The sequence below is a fragment of the Paenibacillus harenae DSM 16969 genome (assembly GCF_000422465.1).
GTDB classification, from domain to species: domain Bacteria; phylum Bacillota; class Bacilli; order Paenibacillales; family Paenibacillaceae; genus Pristimantibacillus; species Pristimantibacillus harenae.
Genome location: NZ_KE383844.1, coordinates 112926 through 137221, shown reverse-complemented (window position 1 = coordinate 137221; position 24296 = coordinate 112926). Strand labels below are relative to the sequence as shown.

The 24296-nt window shown below is 49.7% G+C and carries 24 protein-coding genes and 1 pseudogene; 20 read left to right on the top strand and 5 right to left on the bottom strand.

All coding sequences use genetic code 11. The annotated features are described in order from the left end of the window. Nucleotides 1-10: 10 nt before the first annotated feature. The 9 genes and pseudogenes from H581_RS0124605 (at nucleotide 11) to H581_RS0124570 (ending at nucleotide 6797) form a co-directional block, all read left to right on the top strand. Nucleotides 11-1555: an acyl-CoA carboxylase subunit beta gene (locus tag H581_RS0124605; RefSeq protein WP_028612322.1), complete on the top strand. Its 1545-nt coding sequence runs from the start codon at nucleotides 11-13 to the stop codon at nucleotides 1553-1555. Nucleotides 1556-1622: 67 nt separating this feature from the next. Continuing rightward, the gene (locus H581_RS0124600; protein ID WP_245600147.1) at nucleotides 1623-2423 is read left to right on the top strand and encodes an enoyl-CoA hydratase-related protein; all 801 of its coding nucleotides are present in this window, start codon (nucleotides 1623-1625) and stop codon (nucleotides 2421-2423) included. 42 nt (nucleotides 2424-2465) lie between these two features. Continuing rightward, nucleotides 2466-3395: a patatin-like phospholipase family protein gene (locus tag H581_RS0124595; RefSeq protein ID WP_028612320.1), complete on the top strand. Its 930-nt coding sequence runs from the start codon at nucleotides 2466-2468 to the stop codon at nucleotides 3393-3395. Between the two features lie 227 nt (nucleotides 3396-3622). Further along, a pseudogene (locus H581_RS37420) lies at nucleotides 3623-3715 on the top strand (helix-turn-helix domain-containing protein); the annotation flags it as partial. A 32-nt stretch (nucleotides 3716-3747) separates the two neighbouring features. Further along, nucleotides 3748-4125, top strand: coding sequence for a VOC family protein (locus H581_RS0124590; protein WP_028612319.1), 378 nt, complete (start codon nucleotides 3748-3750; stop codon nucleotides 4123-4125). 169 nt (nucleotides 4126-4294) lie between these two features. Next, on the top strand, nucleotides 4295-4966 hold the full coding sequence (locus tag H581_RS0124585) for an NAD(P)H-dependent oxidoreductase (RefSeq protein ID WP_028612318.1): 672 nt from the start codon (nucleotides 4295-4297) through the stop codon (nucleotides 4964-4966). 268 nt (nucleotides 4967-5234) lie between these two features. Further along, the gene (locus tag H581_RS0124580; protein ID WP_028612317.1) at nucleotides 5235-6059 is read left to right on the top strand and encodes a DUF4097 family beta strand repeat-containing protein; all 825 of its coding nucleotides are present in this window, start codon (nucleotides 5235-5237) and stop codon (nucleotides 6057-6059) included. Between the two features lie 139 nt (nucleotides 6060-6198). After that, entirely contained in the window at nucleotides 6199-6387 is a 189-nt protein-coding gene (locus tag H581_RS0124575; RefSeq protein ID WP_028612316.1) for a hypothetical protein, read from the top strand. Between the two features lie 182 nt (nucleotides 6388-6569). Continuing rightward, nucleotides 6570-6797: a hypothetical protein gene (locus H581_RS0124570; RefSeq protein WP_028612315.1), complete on the top strand. Its 228-nt coding sequence runs from the start codon at nucleotides 6570-6572 to the stop codon at nucleotides 6795-6797. A 235-nt stretch (nucleotides 6798-7032) separates the two neighbouring features. Here the strand turns inward: H581_RS0124570 and H581_RS0124560 are convergent, their stop codons facing one another. Genes H581_RS0124560 through H581_RS35295 form a run of 3 tightly spaced genes read right to left on the bottom strand, consistent with a single transcriptional unit; the run spans nucleotide 7033 to nucleotide 10430 of the window. Continuing rightward, on the bottom strand, nucleotides 7033-8112 hold the full coding sequence (locus H581_RS0124560; protein WP_028612314.1) for a mannose-1-phosphate guanylyltransferase: 1080 nt from the start codon (nucleotides 8110-8112) through the stop codon (nucleotides 7033-7035). Beyond that, nucleotides 8105-9211: a glycosyl transferase gene (locus H581_RS0124555; RefSeq protein ID WP_036720036.1), complete on the bottom strand. Its 1107-nt coding sequence runs from the start codon at nucleotides 9209-9211 to the stop codon at nucleotides 8105-8107. Before H581_RS0124555 ends, H581_RS0124560 begins: the two co-directional genes overlap by 8 nt. 4 nt (nucleotides 9212-9215) lie before the next feature. Beyond that, entirely contained in the window at nucleotides 9216-10430 is a 1215-nt protein-coding gene (locus H581_RS35295) for a glycosyltransferase family 4 protein (protein WP_051251343.1), read from the bottom strand. A 205-nt stretch (nucleotides 10431-10635) separates the two neighbouring features. On the opposite strand from H581_RS35295, the gene H581_RS37415 reads away from it, so the two are divergent. The 4 genes from H581_RS37415 (at nucleotide 10636) to H581_RS0124530 (ending at nucleotide 13065) form a co-directional block, all read left to right on the top strand. After that, nucleotides 10636-10935, top strand: coding sequence for a helix-turn-helix domain-containing protein (locus tag H581_RS37415; protein ID WP_245600146.1), 300 nt, complete (start codon nucleotides 10636-10638; stop codon nucleotides 10933-10935). Next, nucleotides 10901-11845, top strand: a complete 945-nt coding sequence (locus tag H581_RS0124540) for a DUF1861 family protein (protein ID WP_028612312.1) — start codon at nucleotides 10901-10903, stop codon at nucleotides 11843-11845. The genes H581_RS37415 and H581_RS0124540 overlap by 35 nt, the downstream gene beginning before the upstream one ends. 87 nt (nucleotides 11846-11932) lie before the next feature. Beyond that, nucleotides 11933-12502, top strand: a complete 570-nt coding sequence (locus H581_RS0124535) for a 50S ribosomal protein L25 (RefSeq protein WP_028612311.1) — start codon at nucleotides 11933-11935, stop codon at nucleotides 12500-12502. 167 nt (nucleotides 12503-12669) lie between these two features. Continuing rightward, nucleotides 12670-13065, top strand: coding sequence for a gamma-glutamylcyclotransferase family protein (locus H581_RS0124530; RefSeq protein ID WP_028612310.1), 396 nt, complete (start codon nucleotides 12670-12672; stop codon nucleotides 13063-13065). A 690-nt stretch (nucleotides 13066-13755) separates the two neighbouring features. Here the strand turns inward: H581_RS0124530 and H581_RS35285 are convergent. Continuing rightward, nucleotides 13756-14094: a hypothetical protein gene (locus H581_RS35285; protein WP_051251341.1), complete on the bottom strand. Its 339-nt coding sequence runs from the start codon at nucleotides 14092-14094 to the stop codon at nucleotides 13756-13758. A gap of 3 nt (nucleotides 14095-14097) precedes the next feature. Further along, complete coding sequence (locus tag H581_RS0124515) at nucleotides 14098-14448, bottom strand: YciI family protein (RefSeq protein WP_028612308.1); 351 nt, start codon at nucleotides 14446-14448, stop codon at nucleotides 14098-14100. 245 nt (nucleotides 14449-14693) lie between these two features. Between H581_RS0124515 and H581_RS0124510 the strand changes: the two genes are divergently transcribed. The 7 genes from H581_RS0124510 (at nucleotide 14694) to H581_RS0124480 (ending at nucleotide 24233) form a co-directional block, all read left to right on the top strand. Then, on the top strand, nucleotides 14694-17048 hold the full coding sequence (locus tag H581_RS0124510) for an AraC family transcriptional regulator (protein WP_028612307.1): 2355 nt from the start codon (nucleotides 14694-14696) through the stop codon (nucleotides 17046-17048). A gap of 163 nt (nucleotides 17049-17211) precedes the next feature. Continuing rightward, nucleotides 17212-18834, top strand: a complete 1623-nt coding sequence (locus tag H581_RS0124505) for an extracellular solute-binding protein (protein WP_028612306.1) — start codon at nucleotides 17212-17214, stop codon at nucleotides 18832-18834. A gap of 97 nt (nucleotides 18835-18931) precedes the next feature. Beyond that, nucleotides 18932-19861: an ABC transporter permease gene (locus tag H581_RS0124500; protein ID WP_028612305.1), complete on the top strand. Its 930-nt coding sequence runs from the start codon at nucleotides 18932-18934 to the stop codon at nucleotides 19859-19861. Between the two features lie 21 nt (nucleotides 19862-19882). Beyond that, a complete protein-coding gene (locus H581_RS0124495) occupies nucleotides 19883-20764 on the top strand; it encodes a carbohydrate ABC transporter permease (RefSeq protein ID WP_028612304.1) in 882 nt (293 codons plus the stop codon). A 333-nt stretch (nucleotides 20765-21097) separates the two neighbouring features. Beyond that, the gene (locus tag H581_RS0124490; RefSeq protein WP_028612303.1) at nucleotides 21098-21634 is read left to right on the top strand and encodes a hypothetical protein; all 537 of its coding nucleotides are present in this window, start codon (nucleotides 21098-21100) and stop codon (nucleotides 21632-21634) included. 237 nt (nucleotides 21635-21871) lie between these two features. After that, a complete protein-coding gene (locus H581_RS0124485; RefSeq protein WP_028612302.1) occupies nucleotides 21872-23122 on the top strand; it encodes an MDR family MFS transporter in 1251 nt (416 codons plus the stop codon). Nucleotides 23123-23318: 196 nt separating this feature from the next. Continuing rightward, a complete protein-coding gene (locus tag H581_RS0124480; protein ID WP_036720030.1) occupies nucleotides 23319-24233 on the top strand; it encodes an NAD(P)H-binding protein in 915 nt (304 codons plus the stop codon). The last annotated feature ends 63 nt before the right edge of the window (nucleotides 24234-24296 follow it).

The following is a 24296-nucleotide window of genomic DNA, read 5'->3' as shown; positions in this document are numbered from 1 at the left end:
GGAGGAGAGCATGTCGGAACCATGCGATGCGGGGAAAGCGACCCTGCAGGAGCGGATCGAACGAATCAAGCAGGGAGGCGCCTCCGGCTATCATGAGAAGAACGCGGAGCAGGGCAAGCTGTTCGTCCGCGAGCGGCTGCGGCTGCTGCTTGATCCCGGCTTCGAACTGGAGGACGGCCTCTTCGCCAACTGCAGGGAGCAGGGGCTTCCGGCCGACGGCGTCGTAACGGCGATCGGCAAAATCCACGGTCAGGCCGTCTGCGTCATTGCGAACGATTCGACGGTGAAAGCCGGCTCATGGGGAGCCCGGACGGTTGAGAAAATGATCCGCATGCAGGAAACAGCGGATAAAATGCGGGTGCCGCTTCTCTATCTCGTCGATTCGGCGGGCGCGCGGATTACGGATCAGGTCGAGATGTATCCGGGGCGGCGCGGAGCGGGACGATTATTTTACAATCAGGTGAAGCTATCGGGCAAAATCCCGCAGGTTTGCATTTTATTCGGCCCGTCCGCGGCGGGAGGAGCCTACATCCCTGCGTTCTGCGACATCGTCATTATGGTCGAGGGCAACTCCTCGATGTATCTCGGCTCCCCGCGGATCGTGGAAATCGTAACGGGGGAGAAGGCCGCGCTGGAGCAGCTGGGCGGCGCCAAAATGCACTGCTCCGTCTCAGGCTGCGGCGATGTGCTCGCTCAGAGCGAAGAAGAAGCGATTGCGCTCGCCAGAGATTATTTGGCGTATTTTCCCGCTAATTGCTCGGAGAAGCCTCCCGTCCGGGAGCCGAAGCCCGCTGTCCAGCTGGAAAAATCGCTGGAGGACATTATTCCGGGCGACCAGTATACGGCTTTCGATATGTACGACTTCGTTGAACGGATCGTCGATGAGGATTCTTTTTTCGAAATCAAGCAGCTGTTCGCGAGAGAGCTCATCACCGGAATCGCCCGGCTCGGCGGAAGGACGGTCGGCATCGTCGCCAATCAGCCGCGGGTGAAGGGCGGGATCCTGTTCCATGATTCTGCCGATAAAGCCGCCAAATTCATCTGCTTATGCGACGCCTTCCACATTCCGCTTCTGTTTCTGGCGGACGTACCCGGCTTTATGGTCGGCACCCGGGTGGAGCAGGCTGGCATTATCCGCCATGGCGCGAAGATGATTACCGCCGTGGCGGAAGCGTCGGTGCCCAAAATCTCCGTTATCGTCCGCAAAGCGTACGGCGCTGGCCTGTATGCGATGGCCGGGCCGGCGTTCGAGCCGGATTGTTGCCTGGCGCTGCCTTCCGCCCAAATCGCCGTGATGGGGGCCGAAGCGGCGATAAACGCGGTGTATGCGAACAAAATCGCCGGTCTGCCGGAATCGGAAAGAAACGGCTTCATTGCCGGCAAGCGGGAGGAGTATAATAAAGATATAGACATCTACGGCTTAGCCTCCGAGATGGTCGTCGACGGCATTATTCCGGCTAACGAGCTGCGCGGCGAGCTGATGAAACGATTCGATGCCTATTGCTCGAATAGCGCTTCGCCAGGGGCGCGCAAGCATCCCGTCTATCCGGTCTGAAGGGCCTCCGGCTCCGGCATTGCCGGGGAAATGACGCGGGGAGAGGTGCTGGAGGAGCCAGAGGACAATGAAGGAGGTGGGCGGCATGGGCAATCCGGTGCTCTGGGAACAGCGCGGATCCGCCGGCTATATCCGGCTTAACCGCCCGGAGCAGTTAAATGCGCTGAATGGCGAGATGCTAGACGCGCTTGGCGGGCTCGTCGGCAGAATCGGGCAAAACCCGCGTGACATTCGCGTCGTGCTCATCAGCGGCGAAGGCCGGGCATTCTGCGCAGGAGCGGATTTGAAGGAACGGCGAACGCTGAGCGAACAGCAAGTCCGGCGAAACCTCGGCAAGATCAGAGAGGTGTTCGCGGCCATTGAAGGGCTGCCGCAGCCTACGATTGCGGTGATGAACGGCTATGCACTTGGAGGAGGGATGGAGCTTGCGTTATGTTGCGACTTCCGTTATTCGATCCGTAAGGCTCAGATGGGGCTTACGGAGGTCGGTCTTGGTATCATCCCTGGCGCGGGAGGCACGCAGCGATTACCGCGTCTCCTTGGAACGGCCAAAGCGAAGGAGCTCATCCTTACTGCCCGAAAAATAGGAGCGGATCAAGCGCTGGCGTTGGGCCTGCTGAACGGCGTCGCGGAGGATCCGGAGCAGCTGAAGGGAATGAGCGAAGCGCTCGCAGCCGAGCTGCTGGCCAATGCTCCGCTGGCGGTCTATCAAGCGAAGCATGCGATCGACAAAGGCATGGATTCCGATCTGGCTGCGGGCATGGCTATCGAATGGAAAGCCTATGAAGCGACCTTGGCGACGAAAGACCGGCTGGAGGCGCTGGAAGCATTTCGTGAGAAGAGGCCTCCCCGTTTCAAGGGGGAGTAGCGGGCAACGTTTCTCTCTAGAAGGGCTGAAGGGAGGACGGCGATGAAAGCGGATGCCGTGTTTGAAGGCGGAGGAGTCAGAGGGATTGCCTTTATCGGGGCCGTTCAGGAAATGGAGAGAAGCGGCTACAGATGGGAACGCATAGCCGGAACCTCGGCCGGTTCGGTTGTGGCTGCGCTTCTCGCTTGCGGCTACAGCGCCCGGGAATTGGTGCAAATTATGAAAACGCTGGATTACTCCCGGCTTCTCGGAAAGACGTGGGTGCATTCCCTGCCGCTTCTCGGCAAGGCGATACCGCTTCTTTTGCACTCGGGGATTTACTTAAACACGCCCCTGGAGGATCAATTAACGTACTGGCTGAAGCGGAAGGGGGTGTCGACCTTCGGTGATCTGCCGGATGGCAAGCTCAAGATCATCGCTTCCGATATTAGCAGCGGCAAGATGCTCATCCTGCCGGACGACCTGCCGCGTTATCATATTTCTCCCAGCAAGTTTCCGATCGCCGCCGCCGTCAGGATGAGCACGACGATCCCTTATTTTTTTCAGCCGTACCGTTTGAGAACAAAGCTGAGAAGAAAGCCGTATTACATTCTGGACGGCGGGCTGCTTAGTAATTATCCGGTCTGGATCTTTGACGTCGAGGGCATACCGAGGTGGCCAACCTTCGGCTTCCGTCTGTTAGGCGAACAGCCGGAGACGCCATTCTACGACATTAACGGTCCCTTCTCGATGTTCCGCGCCATGTTCCAGACGATGCTCAGAGCTCATGACCAGCGGCATGTGGATAAGCATTCGAGAGCAAGGACGATATTTATCCCGACGGGCAAAGTGACGACGACGCAGTTCGATCTGACCGCGGAGGACCGGGATTTCTTGTATCAGTCCGGCAGGGATACCGCGAAGAGGTTTCTGGCGGCATGGGATTACGAGATGTACGTGAAGGCGTTCCGGATCGTTCGCGGGGATTGGTGAGGGCGGGCGTAAGATGAGCGGATAAAAGGAAGATGAACTGCTCCAAGGTAGATTAATCTACTTATGGGGCAGTTCTTTTTTTATCATTTTTGGCGAGAAGACCCCTCCCTCCAAAACGAACAGCGTTTTAGGTAGGGGATGAATCGATTTCTCATGAAATAAGAACGTTTGTTCCGGCATAATGAGCATATCTCTTTTTTGGAAAGGAGGCGCTCGTCTTGGGCATTGTGCACAAAGCCTATCGCTATCGATTGTATCCCACCAAAGAACAAGCTGCGCTCATTCGTAAAACCATCGGATGCGCGAGATTCGTGTATTCGCTATGCGAACAGCCGTCAAGGAGCTGACCTTAATGAATATCTCTCGATTGGATCATTTGGTTTTGACTGTGAATAAAATTGATAAAACATGTGACTTCTATAACCGAGTATTAGGAATGAAGGTTATCACTTTTGGGGATGGAAGAAAGGCACTGCATTTTGGACAACAGAAAATAAACCTGCATGAAGTAGGTAAAGAGTTTGAACCAAAAGCAAAAATCCCAATGTCTGGATCCGCCGATCTGTGTTTTATAACAAATGTCCAAATTTCAGATGTGATTCATCATTTAGGTAGTTGCGGAGTACCTATTGAAGAAGGTCCTGTAAAAAGAACAGGAGCATTAGCACCTATTACGTCTGTGTATATAAGGAATCCTGATGACAATCTGATAGAGATTTCTAACTATTAATTAAGATTTCAATCTTATTTAAAATAGAACAGTCCAACTAGACTTGGAAAGCCGCGTCAGACTCATCCAGAATGGACATCAATCCCAAAATTGGTTATGATTACAGCGGATCGGTTATCAAAGATCCGAAAATCTGTTTACAAAAAAAAGAATGGAAGGGTGATTCCACATGATAGGAACGGAGAGTAAAAAACAAGAAATTTTAGAAGCTTACCAGTTCAGACATGCTTGCAAGGCATTTGATACCAACAAAAAGATTTCGGATGAAGATTTTCGCTTTATTTTGGAAACAGGAAGATTGTCTCCAAGTTCATTTGGCTTCGAACCGTGGAAGTTTGTCGTGATCCAGGATGCATCGCTTCGAGAAAAATTAAAACCTGTATCTGGCGGTGCCCAGGGACAACTGCCCACTGCCAGCCATTTTGTAGTTATATTGGCCAGAAGAACAGAAGGCCTAAGGCATGATTCGGTTCACGTAATCAATATGATGAAAGACATTCATCATATGCCTGAAGAAGTTGTTCAAGGTCTTTCCAGTTTCTACAAATCCTTCGTTGAAACCGAACTCGAAGATAATGGCCGTCTCATTTTTGAATGGGCAAGTAAACAAACATATATAGCATTGGGAAACATGATGACAGCCGCGGCTCAAATCGGTATTGATTCCTGTCCGATCGAAGGTTTTGACAAAAAGCAGGTGACCGCTATTTTACAAAATGAGGGTATCATTAACGGCGACGATTTCGGTGTATCCTGTATGGTCGCTTTCGGATATCGTCAAGAGGATCCCAAACGTCCAAAAACAAGACAACATCTCGATGAGATTGTTGAGTGGCGATAAACTTAAGATGATATTTCTCGGCATCAGGGGACATGTTTCGCTAACAGGTGCTTGAGTTTAAGAATGGGGGTTGCTGCGGCAACTCCTTTTTTATAGTGCAAATGGGAAGAATGGTTATACTTATTTTCCGCATGCCGTGCGCGGCAACGTTCCCCGACCAAGGTCCTGTAGCAGCATGGTCGCTGGTCGGTTTTGGCCATGAGAAGCTGAGTCTATACTAGAGAGGAAGTGTTAGAAATACAGGTATTGATAACAGGAGGAAGAGAGAATGAGCGGTAATTATATAAAAATGGGAAAATTCATGCTGCTGGCCATGGTGGCCATCGGATTGACAGCATGCTCCAGCCCGGTAATCCCGTTAACGGGGAAAGTTGAAAATGCCGTCATCGGCGAGGGCTCGGGATTGGGCGATCTCGTTATCAAGGAGAAAGAATCGTTCGACGCAGACAAGTTCGACAGCGTTCAGGTCAACACGGATGCCATGGAAATCTACATGACCCGAAGCGCGACGGATACGGCGGAGGTGGAGCTGCTTATCGACGACAAAATCAAGAACCGGTTCACTCTTGATGCTTCCGTCCGAGCCGGCGTATTGGTTCTGGATGTAGAAGAAGAAGGAAAGTCCGATCGCTCGGGAAAAGGGCGGCAGGGTGAACGAAAGCTGCTGATCGCGCTGCCGGATAAGAGCTATGAGGAAGTGTCGGTCGATAATAATTTTGGACGGGTAGATGCTGCGGATATCAAATCGGATAAAGTGACAATTAAGCTTGATGCGGGAGAAATCCGGTTAAATGAGGTTACAGGGGAAATGAGCCTCGAAACGAATGCGGGCGCAATTGAAGTGGACGGCTTCAGCTTGAACAACCATTTGTCGGCGAAGGCAGACGTAGGCGAAATAAAAATTCATCTGAAAGAAGCGCCGGAGGCGGCCGAATTGAAACTGAAAAGCGACATTGGCGATGTGACGGTTGACTTGGCGAATGTCGACTACGAAGTGGACGAGAAGAACGAGAAGGCAGGTTCGATTGGGTCGAAAGGATACCGGATCGAAGCGAATACAAGCGTTGGATCTATTGCGGTTGATTCGAAATAGAAGACAACCGGCCAGGCGGAATGGACGAACGGAAAGGAAACTGGTATACTTGCCGGGACTGCTTCCGTAAAAGCGATTTCATTTGTTGAACGCAGACGGGGGCCGGCTGATTCTACCGCAGGCAGGTGTGTTGCAATCGATGAGAAAATATAATTTTATCCGCCCGCTGTTGCTGATTGTGATGGCGCTCCTTGTGAGGAGCATTGTTACCAATCTCTGCATCGTATTGGGAATGGCGCCGGAGCCGGCAGGCAATATTGGTTTTATTGCCATGATCATTACCGCACTTGTATTCTATACCAATATCGTCCGGAAGCGCCGGAAATAATAAAGAGACACTGACTCTCATTTTCTGAGAATCGGTGTCTTTTTATTTGAAGAATCGGCTCCAGCAGGTCTCCGCACGCTGAATTCGATAGCCTCGCATCCCCTGAAAAAAAGGAAACACATCGAATGATTATAAGGCAACCCATGTGTTTCTTTACAATACCGTGATAGTAGGAGTGTCCCATGCAGAATGATATCGAATTAGCAATGGAAAAGATCGAGCAGCTCAATTTCCGCAATCAAAGGGCCATGATGGAATTGATAAAAAGAAGCCTGAAGCTGAATGAAGATGAGTTTACGAAAGAATTGCTGGTCGCCTACGCTCACCAGAACCCTATACATATCCTTGAAGTTGCCGTTGCTCTACAGTATGAGGAAATCATTAAATCGCTGCCGGATAAATTTACTTAAGCATAGAAAAAATCCCCTCCGGTCAACTGGGTGAAGTTCATCCTAACTGAACTTTTGTCACTGTCGATCATGAGGGGATCATCCCGCATATAAGCGTGTTACTTCTTCTTTTTCGATTCAGCTACTTCGGAATCCTTGTTATTGCCCGGACTCGGTTTTTGCTGGGGATTATTTTCTCGCGACATCCTCTCATCCTCCTCCTTATTGATTCGAGTTCCATTGTGCCCTATAGAGTTTAAATGTATTCGGTCATTCCATTTTCCTTCAGCAGCTCGACGATTTCCTTGACGGACTGCGCTTTGTCCTTGGGACAGATTAAGAGCGCATCCCCGGTGTCGGCTATGATGAAGCCGTCTACGCCTATGGTCGTGACGAGTCTGCCGTTTCCGTAAATGATCGAGTTGCGCGTATCTAGGCCCACGTGGTTCGCTTTTATAATATTGCCCGATTCATCCGGAGGGAAGATTGCGCCAAGCGCATCCCAGCTGCCGATATCATTCCAGCCGAATTGGCCGGACAGCACGACGACCTCATCGGAGCGCTCCAGGATGCCGTAATCAATCGAAATGTTTTGAAGCGCCGGATAAATCTGGTTCATGATTTCTTCTTCCTGTTCCGTACCGAGACAATCGGCGACCGGAAGCATCGTTTTGTACAGCCGGGGCAGGAAACGCTTGAAATGATCCATAATAACGGAAGTTTTCCAAATAAACATCCCGCTATTCCATAAATAATTGCCTGCCGCCAGATAGCCCTGCGCTTTCTGGAAATTCGGTTTTTCTACAAATTCCGCTACTTCGTATACGGCAACCGGCTTCGAAGACAGGGGCTCTTTATCAAAGGCAATATAGCCGTAGCCGGTTGAAGCGAAGGTCGGCTTAATTCCGATGGTTACGATCTTGTCCGTTTCCATCGCGACCGTGCAGGCTTCGTCCAGCGTAAGCCGGAACTGGGCTTCATCCGTTATATAATGATCGGAAGGCAATACGACCATTAAGGAATCGCCGTGGGATTTTTCGATAGACAAAGCCGCCAACAGGATACTGGCAGCCGTGTTGCGGGCAACAGGCTCGATCAGAATATTCCGGCTCAGCACGCTGCTGTGCATGATGCTCTCCAGCAGTACCGCTTGGGAACGATTCGTCACGATGACTGTATTTTCCTGTGGGATAATGCCTTTGAACCGTTCGATCGTATCGTTTAACATAATGTCGTTTCCGCTAATATTTAACAGCTGCTTCGGGATCTCTTGTCTGGAAAGCGGCCAAAAACGGGTTCCGCCCCCGCCTGCAAGGATCGTCGCGAATTTATTCATGGTGCATCACCGATTGGGCAATGGAGAAGGAAATAATGCTCTCGGAGCCTTGATTAAGATTCAGCCCCGACCCGTGAATGCCGTCAAAGCAAGCTCCGGTTTGAGGGTCGATTAAAGGAATATTTAATGAATTATGTCCCAAATACCATTCATAGCATATGGCTGCATATTTCAAATAAGCGGGCTCTTGGAGCACGATCGCGGCTTCCTTGCAAGCAAGAAGCATTTCACAGGCTTCTATCGGCTGTTCATCGTAGGGTGCGGCCGTTCCGCCCCGCAGCAGCCAGCCATGGCTGCCAACTGGTTTATAGTATCCTTCTTCCGAGAAGGTTTTGGAAACGAGAAAATCCAGGCTTTCCTTGGCCGCTTGCTTCAAATCAAGGTTACCTGTCAAACGGGATGCGATTAACAGCGCCCATGGAAGCATCGAGTTTCCGTAGGTCAGGCTGTCTTCGAACCAATTCCAGCCGTTCCCTTTATTGCGGATATATTGATGGTGCAGCCTGAACGACATTTGATCGATAAGCCCGATGATCCGTGCTCGGGGCAAAAAGGCCAATTCTTCCGCGGAGCTCGGCGTGTGGGGATACGGGAAGGAGTAGGCTAAAGCTCTCGGGGTTTCGATCAGATAGCTTAAACCGATTATGGCATAGGCCGCTGCACGGGGCGAGCCGAGCGTACCGATATGCGGCAATGCCTGATTGATTAAATAACGGCATGTATTCAGTAAATTATCCGGCAGGGAAGAAGAATGGGCGAGCGCGAATCCAAGCGCCCATACCGTGCGTCCCTGACAATCCTCAGAGCCGCGGTCCTCAACGAAGGTACGGTTATAATCCATAAAGTTTCTAAAGTTGCCATCTGCGTTCTGGGCATGATGAAGGAAGGAAATATACGTATGAATGAGGGAGAGCGCATCCGGATCTTTTTTGCTCCCGTACAATAAAACCGCCGCGATTAACGCCCGAGCGTTATCATCCGTCGTATAGCCCTTCGAACGATCGGGGACGCCAAACTTGGTATGCTGAAAAATCCCGGTATCATCCGTTATGCTGCGCATGTAACTGGATTTAAACTGCAGGATCGTTTGTACTTCCATTCCATCACACTCCTAAAATTTTTGCTTTAGCGGATCTGGCAGCGCGGGCACTGGCTTTAGCTAACTTGGATACCGTTATTTGCTTTTGAAAGACGGCGGCATAGGCTTTGGCGATTTCGCTCCACCGCATCGTTCGGCCAAGATCGAGCGTTCGTTTCTCCATGACTTCCACCAGAGCAGGATGATCGAGCAATTGGAGGATGCAGGCTTCCAGTGAGGCGGGATCGCGGAAGCTGGCCAGCAGGCCCCGGCCGTCTGCCAGCATTTCCTCGGCATACCGGTAAGGGGTGGAAACAATGACCCTGCCATAACCGACTCCGTACGCCAGCGTGCCGCTGACGGCTTGGTCCTTGCCAAGATAAGGAGTGAGATAGATGTCTGACAGGACAAGCGATTGAATGACTTCCTCCTGAGTCAACAGCTTGTCGACGAAGAGAACGTTATGCTTTAAATCAAATTGCTCCACCAGATCCATCAGCTTTTGCCTGTAAACCTCGCCTGTTTCCTGTTTGACGACAGGATGCGTTTTTCCGAAAACGATGTAGAGTGAATCCGGATGCTGTCTGACTACTCCGCGCATGGCCTCTATACCGTATTCAATCCCTTTGCCGGGACTTAGGAAGCCGAAGGTGGATAAAATTTTCCGGTCCGCATAGCCAAATCGTTCTTTCAGCTCCGATCTTGATTCGGTTTTGACTTCAGGCACCCCATGATGGATAAATTCGACTTTTGCGGCATCAATGCCATAAATGGAGCTTAAATCCTTTATGGTAGACTGCGCCATCGTGACGGCCTTCACGCTTAGCTCCGCAACCCGGTTCATGATGTGCCGCTGCTTGGGGGAAGGCTCCGTTAACACGGTGTGGAAGATGACGATATATGGAACACGGAGGGCTTCGACGAACGGAAGCAGATATTCTCCGCTCTCTCCGCCATAGATGCCGAACTCATGCTGGATAACGAGAAGATCAACGTCCGACAGGTTAAGATATTCGGCTGTTTCTATATAATCCGACAGCTTGTGCTGGTCCATTTCCCGGAGTACTTGCTCCTGATAGAGGTAGGTTTCGTTGTTGTTAACGGCAATAATACGAGGCGGATTGAAGCCCTGGATGTGTTTGAATTCATCTAACAAATCCTGCGTAAATGTCGCAATTCCGCATTCTCTCGGCAGGCTGGTTCCTAGAAAAACGATGTTCCGGTTTCTGATTTTTTTCATTTGAACAGCCCCTATATGGATTTTTTTGAACAAAAAAAGAAATAAAGCGATCTTTGATCTTTATTTCTTCGGGAGAAGCGGTATATTTTATTTTCTGAAAATTGAAAAATTTTTCCTTCTTTCACACTATAACATGACCATTTTTTCTTGTCAATTTATTGACTCGCTTCTTTATTCCGGATATAGTGATTTAGGAGGTGAATGTGTGACAGTCATACGCAGCAATTTAAAAGAGGTTATGGAAAATCACGATCCCAAATTATCGATACGCAAGCTTGCAAAAGATATCAATTACCACTTTGATTCCGTCCGTCGCATGTATAAGGATGAAATGGTACAGTATCCAAGGGATTTGTTACTGAAGCTTTGTCTATATTTCAATGTCCAGCCGGGGCAGCTTATTGGAATCGCAGAGGATGAAGATAGCATGAGCACGACAGATGAATCGATGGATCATCAGGAGGACGGCAATGACAATGAAGACGATAAAGACGCAAACCTGTAAACAGCTCCTGGAAACCTTTTATGCCGAGCCCCGCCTGACCAAAGTGGAGAAGCTGGCCTTTTCCGGGGTTGGCAATCGGGATGTATATAATATAACGGCTCCGTTTCGTTATGACGGGGAGGAAGTCATCTTGGGAAGAGTTGAGGAACGGGACAGCGAGTTCTCTCAAGTCTTCTTTTTTACACGCGTCAATCAGGTATGGAGTCCCCGTGTACATACACACACCTATAATTTGCAAGACCCGTGCAAAACCGTCATTAAGGGTGAATTAATCATTGGCGGAGTTGAAGTCATTACCGCGGAGGATGATCCGGGCAGGATCGTGTCATGGGTCACTCAATTTTATCGCGGGTTCCATATTGATTCGTTATGTCACTTCTCATCCGGACCCGGAACGATGAAGGATATCCGACTCATTGAGCTTGCGGACGGCAGGATCGGCATCTTTACAAGGCCGCAGGGAGCCAGGGGCGGAAGAGGGCAAATCGGATTTACGATCATCGATTCGCTGGAGGAGCTCAATGAGCAGACCTTCATGAACGCCGAGATGTTTCAAGACCAATTTGTTCCCGAAGAATGGGGAGGCGCGAACGAAGCGCATTTGTTGAAGAATGGCCATCTGGGCGTGCTGGGTCATATCGCTTGCTTTGATGAAGCAGGGAACAAACATTATTATTCGATGGTCTTCTCGATAAACCCCGAAACCTGCGAGAAGACGCCGATTAAAATCATAGCCGCAAGAAGCGATTTTCCAAGAGGCCCCGGCAAGCGGCCGGACCTGGAGGATGTTATTTTTAGCGGCGGTCTTATACGGTCCGGGAACGGCCGGGCCGTTCTCTCCGTTGGCGTAAGTGATGCCGAAGCCTATCAGATTGAGATCCCCGATCCGTTCATGGCGTATGAATCATGAGAGAACGTTTATTTGACTAGATTTTATGGTCATGGTATAATGCTTTTGACAAGAATTTATGGTCAAAAGAGAGTGGGAAAATTGACAATGAGTAAATTTATTCAATTGAACAAGCGCGCTGGCGAAACCAAGTCTCATCTGAATCAAGCAAGAAAACAGGGACGCATTCCGGCAGTGCTGTATGGAATTGGTAAAGATACGATGTCATTAGAAGTGAGCGAGAAAGACATGCTGGACATTTTGAGAAAAAATCCGCGGGCTATTCTGCAGGGCAAAACCTCCGATGAGGTTGTAGTGCCGATCGTTGTTCAGAATGTCCAAAAGGAAATCATGTCGGGCAAATTGCTGCATATCGACTTTCATCACGTGAACATGACGGAAAGCATGGACAGCAAAGTAACCATCCAATTTTCCGGAGAAGCGGTCGGCGTGAAATCCGGCGGAATCCTGCAGGTGGAAATGTATGAAGTGGAAGTCCGCTGCATGCCGGGAGATTTGCCGTCTTCCATGGAAGTGGATATAAGCGGCCTTGCTGCCGGTGCCCAGCTTCTGGTGTCCGACCTGATCTTCAAGGATGGCATTGAAGTGTTAACGGATCCGAACACGGTCATGATTCAGATCAAAACGGTGCATGCGGAAGTCGAAGAAACGGCTTAATCGATTTCGTCTCCTTATAGAATAAGCAGCCAGCCCCTCATAGAGGAGCAGGCTGTTTTTTATTTGGCTAATGATTCGCGCCTTGTTTGGCGCTTTTTTTACGTTACAATATTGGTATTAGAAGATTTGGAGACTAAGAGAAACCGGAAGCCGAAAGGGGTACGCTTATGGAAAAAGTATTCGTATACGGAACGCTGAGAAGGGGCGAAAGCAATCATAGCCTCCTTGCTCCCGCAACCTGCTTAGCCATGACGGCGAGAATGAAGGGATGTCTCATCGATACCGGCGACGGTTATCCGGGGTTGCTGGAGGAGGACGGCGAAGTTATTGGCGAGCTGTACGAGGTTTCGGACGCGGAGCTCGGGAAACTGGATGAGCTGGAGGATTATTTCGGACCGGATGATCCCGGGAATCTGTATAATCGCGTGGAAGTTGACGTATGCACCGACCGAGGCAGCGTAAAAGCATGGACCTATTTCTATAACCGCAATTGCGAGGGGCGGCACCTTTTGCGATTTTCGGACTGGAAAGCGTATCGAATGGGAAAGACCGGCGGCGCATAAAAAGCGCTCGTTCCTCTGATGGGGGCGAGCGCCTTTTATCGAATTCTAAGTATTTACAAGTTAATAAATGAAAGGAATAAACTTCTTCGTCTTTCTCTCGTAATCTTCGAATGGCTTTCCATACTTTTCCCGCATATACCGGTCATGAACCGGAATGTTATAAAAGGCGAACAGGCAGAATAAAGCAAGCGGTATGAATCCCTTAGCATTTCCGACCAAGAATTTATAACTGAACCCGCAAGGAAAATAAACATTGCAAAGTAGTCAATCCCATCAACAGGAATGTTTATGATTCCGCCTAACATGGAAAAACCGATATAATACAGAGCGAAAGCAAATGGCACGTTTAATGCTTCACCCCATGTTACTCCACGTCTCAACAGGAAAAATACCATATAGCTCATTCTCAAAAATGTGACGATGCAAAAAACGAACAACAAGACTCTTCTAGTCGAGTCTCCTATAGACAACTGAAAAAACTCATTGCCGTTCAGGAACAAAAACCAATATACAAATAGAAGGAACACACATTGCAATATGAAAATGAGCCATCTTTGCGGCATGGATTTGTCTGTTGAGCCGTACACTTGGAATCCAGTCCTCCTTCCATTCAACAAATTACGGCCTTATTCCAAGGTCAAGCTCCTTCACTATCGTACCCGCTAGCGGAACACTCGCTGACAGTTCCTATTATTTTATGCCATCGCCTGAGACGAAATCCCTGGACTCCATAACGATTGAAAGCCACTCCGACTGCCACTCCGGTCCGATTACTACCCACTCGCGCATCGTGCGGCCCCGTCCCATCACGCAAGGTTGTCCCCGGCCATCGGCAATCAGAGCGGCCACCTTCCGTTGAGGCAGCTTGACGATCAACCTTCCTTTGGAGGAAAAGGCGAACATCTTGCCTCCAATCCTCAATTCCCCTGAAGCGCCGAACCGCTTCATTCCGCCCGCAATCGTAGAACGAACCTCGGGATCTTCGCATAGGATCTGCACGATCTCCTCGTATCTTGTCGATCCGCTCATCGCTTACAGTAACGGCCGTACTTCAACCACGCCTCCCGCGACTGCCGGAGCGAGGGATGCCCAGCGTACCGCTTCATCGGCGTCCGGAACCTCAAGGATGAAATAGCCGCTAAGCTGATGCAGCCTATCCGACGCATAAGCGCCTTCACTCGTTTGGACCATTCCATCGACCGCACTCACCGTTACGGCTGTGTGATTAGGCTGAAGCACGTTTCCCGTATAGAAGAGAACACCCGCATCCTTCATCGATTGGATAAAGGACAACCAACCTGACCAATACTGCTCCTTCCGCGCATCGTCGGTCCTCGCAGCGAAGTCTTCCTTTGATTCGTAGGTCAACATAATGAATTTCAACTTCATTCCTCCTCAGAATTGGTGATTGGCATTGCAAAAGTAATGTTTCCTGTACCACGACTATAATGTAGCACACACTTAATTAAGTGTAAACTTAATTTTATGCAAATCGCGCAGCCGAAGCCATAATTCGGAAGACCCGAAAAATTGGCTATAAAACCAAGCGTACAGGTTCCGACCTATAGTAAAATAAGAAAGATGATTGTAATCATCGGAATATTGCTGTTGCTAGGGAGGTTCTCTTTATGGCTTGGCCAAAGCGTTGGTTGAAGCGCCGCAGCGTCATTCTGACGTGGCTGTTTTCTTACTTGGGCATTCTATTGATCCCCATCGTCATTAGCGTCGTCGTTAGCCAACAGTCGCAGAAGATGCTGGAAAGCGAAATCCATCGGGCGAATGACGCGCTATTGGAGCAAGTGAGGCAAGTGATTGACAATGAATTCGATAACATCATGAGGCTGACGACGGAATTAATGTGGAATCCCCGAATCAGAGCCTTCATGTATTCCAACTACTATCAAAATTCCGAATTCCTGTACGATTTGTATATGACCGCCAAGGATCTTGGCTTGTATCAGACCTTATATCCTTTTATCAAAAATTATTACGTGTACTGGAAGAAAGGAGATGTCGTACTGCTGCCCGGCGTTTATCGGGACAGTAAGCTGGCGCACAGCGACATTCACGGGAATGACCGCATTTCATACGACTTATGGATGGATTTGTTGAACTCTCATTATGAGAAGCGGTTTTTGAAAATTCAAGGGAAAATGGCCGATGAGAGCACGCTGGCCTATATCCATTCTTTCCAAGGCGATCCGCTTGCGGAGCCTCCCGGTACCGCGGTCGTGCTGCTCGATACGGTCAAGCTGCTTGATGTCATCCGAAACTTGACGGAATTCAGCGGCGGCGAAGTGATGATATTAGACGAAATGAATCGGGTGCTGCTCTCAAGCTCGGGAGCCCATACGGATTCGATGCTGCTGTCCAAGCGGTTCGGCGGGAACAAAGGGACGTTTCTTGATGAATTCCGCGGAGAGGAATCCGAATTTTTCTATATCAAATCCAAGCACGCGAACATCACGTACGTTACCGTCGTGCCCAGCAGATTGTATTGGGAGAAAGCCCGGTACGTCAATAATATGACGTATGCGGCCCTGCTGATCAGTTTAGCCTGCGGCGTTCTGCTGACGATCTATTTGCTCCGCAAAAATTACAATCCGGTTAGCCGGATTATGCGCGTGCTGAACAATCAGATGAAGGGCGCAAGCCATAACGACGATAATGAGTTCTCCTATATTCATGCCGCGATCTCGAATGTGCTCAGCGAGAAGGAGCAGGCTCAGTACAAGATGAAGCAGCAGACGAACATGCTGCGGTCGAACATGCTGGGAAGGCTCTTGAAGGGACAAGGCCGCCATCAGCTGCCGCTTGAGGACTCGCTTGCCGCATTCCATATCGATTTTAAGTCGGATCAGTTTGCGGTTATGCTGTTTTACGTTCAAGATTATGAAGCCTTCTTCAAGCATGTTCAAGGGGAGAACAGCTCAGACAAGCTGAAGCTTATGCATTTCATCATGATTAATATTGTGGAGGAGCATATCAATCATAAGCATCGAGGCGTCATGGCGGAAGTGGAGGACTGCATGGCCTGTCTCATCAATCTGGATCCGATGGATGAGGCGGCCGCCAAGAACGAGCTGCTGCAGCTGGCGAAGCAGACGCGGGCCTTCATGCTGGACAAGTTCCGAATCGACGCGACGATATCCATCAGCGGCGTCAAGCAGTCGGAGCACGCCATCGCCGATGCCTACAAGGAAGCGCTGGACGGCATGGAATATCAGTTTATCGTCGGCGAGCGCGACATTATTTCTTATGACGACCTGCTGCCCTCGGAGCTCGATTCCGAGCAATCGAGCTATTACTATCCCATCCAGACCGAGCAGCAGCTCATGAACTATGTGCGAGCGGGAGACGACGAGAAAGCGGAGACGATTGTGCGCGAGATTATTGAGAGAAACGTGACGCATCCGATGGTTTCCGTCGGCCTTGTGAAATGTCTTATGTTCAACCTGATCGGAACGCTCATTAACACGCTTAACGAGATCGGCGACATGCAGGATAGCGTCGTAATGGATACGTCGGGAAAAATCGACGAGCTGCTCGCCTGTGAGAATATAAGAGATATGGAGCAGCGATTCATCGAGATATTGAAGGAGGTCTGCGAATACACGGCCTTCAAACGGAAGCAGCAGCAGCAAACCGCCAGAGGCGCCGTGCTTCAGGAGAGAAGCGCCGAGATCATCGCTTATATTGAAAAAAACTACACGGATGCCAATTTAAATATTACGATGATCGGCGAGCATTTTGGCATGACCCAGACGTATTTGTCGAAGCTCTTTAAGGAGCAGACGGGAGACGGTATATTAAACACCATTAACCAAGTGCGCATGGAGCATGCCAAAGCTTTGCTCAAGGACGGATCAAACAGCATCAAATCAGTAGCGGGATCGGTAGGCTTCCATGACGTGAATACGTTTATCCGGACGTTCAAGAAGGTGGAAGGCATAACCCCCGGACAATATCAGAAAATGGTTTGAATCGGCGTAATTTCGCTTTTTGCCGATGCGTTTTTCGGTTTCGTCGATCGTTCGGCCCGATATTGCCTACTTCGTTTTGATTATCGGCGATATTCACCGGTGAGATTTTCCCGGATACTTAAGACGTAACGTTATTCCAATCCATCGGAGGTCGAAAAAAAAGATGAAGCAGAGAAGACGTATGATTACAACCGTTGTATCCATTCTTATTCTAAGCATCGCGATGTTGGGCTGTGCGTCCAATTCGAACACGAACAAGGAGGGCGCCGGAAATTTGCAAGCCTCGCCGGAAACGACGGAAGCGGCCGGGACGGATATGTCGTCCTATCCCATGAAGACAGACAAGAAGCTGACCTATTGGGCGGAGTACATTACGGTGAAGCCGACCATCGGCGAAGTTCCTTTCTTCCAGGAATGGCAGAAACGCACGGGCGTGCCGGTCGAATTCATTAGTCCCCCCGCAGGGCAGGAGAAGGAAGGGCTGAATGTGCTGCTCGCTTCGGGCGACTTGCCCGATTTGATCGAATACGATTGGTTCAGCTTCCCGGGCGGACCGGAGAAAGCGATCAGCGACGGCTACATTTTGCGTTTGAACGATTACATCGACAAATATGCGCCTAATTACAAGAAGTATCTGCAAGAGCACCCGGAAGTCGATAAGCTGGTCAAAACCGATAACGGAAGCTACTATACCTTCCCGTTCCTTAGAGGAGATCCGCTGCTGCAGGTTTATCAAGGACCTATCGTCCGCAAGGATATGTTGGACGAGCTTGGCCTGGCCATTCCGGAAACGATGGACGATTATTACAACGTATTGAAAGCGCTTAAGGGGAAAGGCCTGGCTTCGCCGCTGTCGATTACAGGCTTGAGCGGATTTAGTTACGGCGCTTTCGTAGGAGCGTACGGCACGAACAGAGGGTGGTACCAGCAGGACGGTAAAGTCATGTTCGGACCGATGCAGCCCGGCTACAAGGATTTCCTGGAGACAATGAGCAAATGGTATGCCGAAGGCTTGATCGATAAGAACATGGCTACCATCGACGGCAAAGCGCTCGACGCGAACATCACGTCGGGAGCGACCGGCGTAACGATCGGCAACGCAGGCGGCGGCATCGGGAAATGGCTGCCGGTTCTGAGAGAATCGAATCCGAACGCGGTGCTTGCGCCGGCTCCGTATCCGGTGCTGAACAAGGGCGAAACGCCGATGTTCGGACAGAAGGATTTTGTCTATACGACCTACGATAACGTTGCGATCTCCGCGACATCCAAAAATATTGAATTGGCCGTCAGATTGCTGGATTGGGGCTACAGCGAAGAAGGTCATATGTTCCATAACTTCGGGCAAGAGGGACTTAGCTACGAAATGGTCGACGGCTATCCGAAATATACCGATCTGCTCATGAACAATCCGGAACAGCTTCCCCCGGCCCAAGCCATGAAGCTCTATATTCGCGGCAACTCCGGCGGACCGTTCGTCCAGGACAAACGCTATATCGAGCAATATCTAGCGCTTCCCGAACAGCAGGAGGCGATCAAAATCTGGGCGAATACGGATGTCGATAAATATACGCTGGGTCTCATTACGCCTACATCCGAGGAATCCTCGGAAATGGCGAAAATTATGAATGACGTCAATACGCTCATCGACGAAATGACGCTGAAAATTATTTTGGGCACGGAAAAGATAGACGCTTACGACAAGTATATGGAAAAGCTGAAAAGCTTGAAAATCGATCGCGCCATTGAAATTCAGCAGGCCGCTTCCGACCGGTTCAATAATCGATAACTGTCGGCTGCAGGGGATAGGGCCCGGTTAGCGGTTTCTATCCCCTCCTACAGCAGGAAGGGAGAACGATATGGAGAAGGTTGCGGCAGCCGGCGGAATGCCGGATACGAGAGCGGTCGCCGTTCGGAGGAGATTCGTCAAGGATTTTCTGACGAATAAATATTTGTACATCATGATGATTCCGGTCATCGCCTATTATGCCGTCTTTCATTATGCGCCGATGTACGGAGCGATTATCGCTTTCAAGGACTATACCCCGATTAAAGGGGTGCTGGACAGCAAATGGGTCGGCTTGGAGCATTTCTCATCGTTCTTCGGCTCCTACTATTTCTGGAGAATATTGAAGAACACGCTCATTATAAGCCTGTATTCGCTGTTATTCGAATTCCCCGCACCGATAATACTGGCGATCATTATTAATGAGGTTCGCAATAAAGTATTCAAAAAAACGGTGCAGCTGATCACCTATATGCCTTACTTTATCTCAATGATCGTTATTGCCGGCATGATCAAGGATTTTACGAAGAGCGACGGCATTATCACGATGCTGCTTACCTATTTCGGCGGGGAAAATACGGCGATGCTTCAGCATCCGCAGCTGTTCAGACCCATTTATATCGTATCGGAGATCTGGCAGAAGATCGGTTGGGAATCGATCATCTACTTAGCCGCGCTGATGGGGATCGATCAGGAGCAGTATGAAGCGGCGCGGATGGATGGAGCCGGACGGTTTAAACAAATCTGGTATGTGACGCTGCCGGGCATACTGCCTACCATTACCATTTTGTTTATTCTGCGAATGGGCAACATGCTGAATGTCGGATTCGAAAAAATTATTTTGCTGTATAACCCGATGATTTACGAAACGGCTGACGTCATATCTTCTTTTGTATACCGCAAAGGTCTGCTAGAGTTCGGCTGGAGCTACAGCGCGGCGGTTGGCTTGTTTAATTCGGTCGTCAACCTGATGCTGCTTATAGCCGCGAACTGGATCAGCCGGAGAGTGAACAGCCACAGCTTATGGTAAGGATCGGGATGCACTGGAGGGATGACGTTGAGTAAGAGCTTATCCGAAACATGGTTCGACGGGGCGATCTATATCGTTCTGACGCTGCTCATGGTCGTAACCCTGTATCCTCTGCTGCATGTGGCGTTCGCATCCGTCAGCAACGCGAATGAACTCATCGCCCATAGAGGCGTGATGTGGAAGCCGTTAGGCCTCAGCTTCGAAGCGTATAAAACGGTATTCGCGAACGGCGAGATGCTAAGAGGGTATCGCAACACATTGTTTATCGTCGTTGTCGGGGTTTCATTGAACTTGGCCGTAACGGCGCTCGGCGCCTACGTCCTGTCCAGAAAAAACGTCATGTGGAATAAGGCTTTCCTGGCGGTTATCGTATTCACGATGTTTTTCGGCGGGGGGCTGATCCCGCTCTATCTGGTCGTCAAGGGAGTAGGGCTGTACAACTCGCTATGGTCGACGATTATTCCGTTTGTCGTCAACACGTTTAATTTGATCGTCATGCGGACCGCCTTCCAATCGGTACCCGACAGTCTGGAGGAATCGGCCAAGATCGACGGCGCCAATCACTTCGTCATCTTGTTCCGAATCATTATTCCGCTGTCTCTGCCGGTCATGGCTGTCATGGGCATGTTCTATGCGGTCGAGAAGTGGAACGGCTGGTTCTACGCTTCGATCTTCCTGCAGGACCGGGACTTGTACCCGCTGCAGATCATGCTGCGTGAAATCCTGATTCTAAATTCTACGGATTTCATCACATCAAGCGCAGCCGTAGGAGAACAGGTTCAGATCGGGGAAACCGTGAAATACGCAACCATCATGGTCGCTACGCTGCCGATCCTGGCCGTTTATCCTTTTGTGCAAAAGTATTTTGTTAAGGGCGTTATGATTGGGGCATTGAAGGGGTAAAGGGGAATGCTGAGGATCTCATCCGTTTCGATTCTCAGTACCCTATCATTATTAATGACTTTTTCAAGTTCCTTAGATTCAAAATGGTTAAACCTAAACCGCCTTCCCGAAATTTTGGGATGGTGGTTTTTTTCAATCAAGGAAAAGTCTTGATCACGTGAAGATAGTCGCGGCCTGCAGCCTGACGTTCAGCCTTCTGGCAGGGCGCGCTAAGCAGGAAAAGCAGGAAGATTATGTCTCTGTGATGAACTAAATAACGCGGAGGTGAATGTTCTTCCGTACTAAATCATAACAACATAATAATGTAGTGCAAGGTAAAGGGGGTTGAGACTTATGAAAGCTAAGCTTGTATTATGGTTTTCTCTTCTCGTATTGCTATTGCTCGTCGGATGGACAATTGCGAACATCACGTGGGCCAAATCTTATGACAAAACGCTGAACGGTGTTATATACCGATTAGGGACCGAGCACCGTGATTTGGTTGAGGATGTTACAATCCATATCAAAGGCTCGATTAAAAAAAGCTGGACGCGCGAGAAAGCTTTTCAAGGAATTATCGTAATTGAAAATGAAAAGCTGCCTTTCAACAACGATGGTAATGAGGTCAGTATTACATTTGATGACAAAGGATACGGGATGCTAATACGAGATGCTGATTGGGAAAACCAAGGTATATCCCCTTACGGTCTGATTTTTATGAATGAAGATAAAGTGGCGATAGCTCCTTTTGAACATGAAAACGGAATCAGCAAAGGCTGGGAAGGCGGGAATGGAATCGTCATGGCCGCTCCAGCGCAAAGCTATGATGAAGGTATGCGCATCGCCGGCGAATTAATGAAAAAATTCCATCCGAATTTACATCAAAATTGAAACGCGGAAGATGCTTATGATATCGACCCGCATCAAAAAAAGACGCTTCCGATGGGAGCGTCTTTACCATTTCAGAACAAATGTTCGTTTTTTGGAGCAGTTAAATTAAATCGGGGTATATTTAATTTTCTTATTATTAGTATAAACCAGCCGTTATTATAAGTCTATATTTTTCCCGGGTAAAGTTCTATAGTGTGTATACCGGCCGGGTAATGTGCTCAGAAGAGGATGGGTGTTGTGCAAATACGTTTATGGAATAATAACTTGAAAGTGCGGTTAATCGGAGAAGCGCTGTTTAACATGCTGTTCTGGATGTACTTCCCGTTTATAACCGTATATTTTGGTGCGGCCTTAGGTTATCATATTGCAGGCCTTCTGATGATCGTCCCTCCGATATTCAGTATGATAGGAACTCTGCTCGGCGGAGCTTTAGCGGACCGGTTAGGACGGCGGCCGGTCATGCTGCTCGGCGCTTCGCTTCAGACGGTGATGTTTGCCTTATTTGCGGTGTCGCCGTCCCATTGGCTGGATTATATCGCATTCATCGGCATTGGGATGGGGGGAGCCGTCTATGGTCCCGCAAGCACGGCAATGGTTGCCGACCTGGTTCCCGCCCAACACCGCCGCCAGATATTCGCAACGTTTACGACGGCCAATAACATTGGCGCAGTGCTTGGGCCTGCACTTGGGGCCATCTTCTTCTTCCAGTACCGGCAAGAACTGTTGTGGACATGTGCATCGGTCTTGCTGCTGTATTCTATCGCGATTTATAACATGGTTCATGAAACATTGCCGAATTCGGCGAAAAGCCCGGAAGCTTCAACTTTGACCTCCCGTATATTCAAGGAACAGTGGAAGGGATATGGCATTATTTTTCGGGATAAAACGTTCCTGATCTATATCTTGGCAGGCATCTTTGCTCTGGTCCCCATCATGCAGCTGGATCTCTATTTACCTGTATATGTGATCAATGAAGTCCCTGCCCAAACTCTATTCAGTTGGAATGGTAATTCCCTTATGCTATCCAGTACGGAGATCTTTGGATGGGTATTGGGGCTCAACGGCCTATTGTTTGTCCTGTTTATCCTTCCCGTTACGAAGTGGCTCCGCAATTGGAAAGAGCGTAATGTATTCATACTGTCGTCGCTGTTGTCCGGAGTAGGCACCTTCGCCGTTGGACTTAACGCCAATATATGGTTCTTGTTTATCGTTACGATCATCTTTACCTTCGGTGAGATGGTACGCTCCCCGGTGACCCAGAGCTTTATCAGCAGCTACGCCCCTGAGCATGCAAGAGGACAGTACATGGGAGCCAATAGCTTGCAATCCACGATCGGGAAATTTCTGGCGCCGTTGACGGTCTTCCTGTCTAGCTGGGTGCCGCCTATGGGCATATTCAGTATCATTTTAGTATTTTCGTTCATCAGTATTTTGTTATATATTCAGTTATTTCATGTTTATACGGGGCGATCGGAGGTTGCGGATTGATTTCTGGCCGTATCGATAGGTTTTCATTTCATGCCTTCACCTTATCAAACATGATGGTTTAAGTTTAAAGCTATTTGCCGGATTATTTCTGTACAAAGCAGTCATGACAGGCGTAAATTCATTTAACTTTAGCATTTGCACGAATGTTATAGAATTGTAGTTAAGTCAGTAAAAATAGTTTCAAGGAGGCGCTTTCATGATATTAGTGACTGTCGTACCTGCAGGCAAGCATCCCGGAGCCAGCCCGACCGAACCCATCGGTCGTTGTCTTGTCGATCGATTGATAAAAGCGGGCGAACAAGTGCGCGTACTTGCCGAAAGGCCGCAAACCACGGGTTGGCCAGACGGCGTCGAGGTTGTTGAAGGAAGCATCACACGTCCCTCAGAATCTTTGGACGCATTTCGAGGCATCAAACGGGTGTTCTTAGCCGGTGCATCCCCAAAGACCGTACGGGAGTTCCTGGACCAGGCACAGAAAGGCGGGGTACGCCGTATTGTCGTACTATCTTCGCATGGACCCGAGTACGAAATTCACTATCCTCCAGAAACGTGGCATTGGTTGGCAATAGAGAGGGCAGTTGAGGAATCCGGCGCGGAGTGGGCACACATCCGGCCTTCCGCCGTGATGGCGAGCACGCTTACAGGCTGTTATCCGGCAACCGGATCGGCTTGGGTGGCGTCCATCCGGACGGAAGGAGTCATCCGGGAGCCCTATATTCAAGCTGCCTACCCGTTTATTGACGAGGGAGACCTCGCCGGTGTAGCGGCCGCCGCTCTGCTTGAAGACGGGTACACCGGACAAATAGTGGAAGCAGGAGGAGCGAATATTAGCGCAGTGGAGCGGGTTCGCATAATCGGCGAAACGCTCGGACGGGAGATTCGGCTTCAGGAGATAACGCCGAATCAGGCTCGCGAGCTTTGGCGGAGCCAGGGATGGCCTGAGGAGACGATTGAAGTCACACTGTACGCGCTGTCTGAGTTTGGCGCTCACCCGGCGTTTTATGCCCAGTGGACAGCCGAAAATGCAGATCCGACTATTAAACAGGCACTCGGCCGCTCCGCCCGCACCTATGCGCAGTGGGTCGCAGATCATGTTGAAGACTTCCGCTGAAATCATATAATCATCCGGATCGCTGCCGTAACGGTGTCTGAATCTTACTTTGGATTCAGGCAC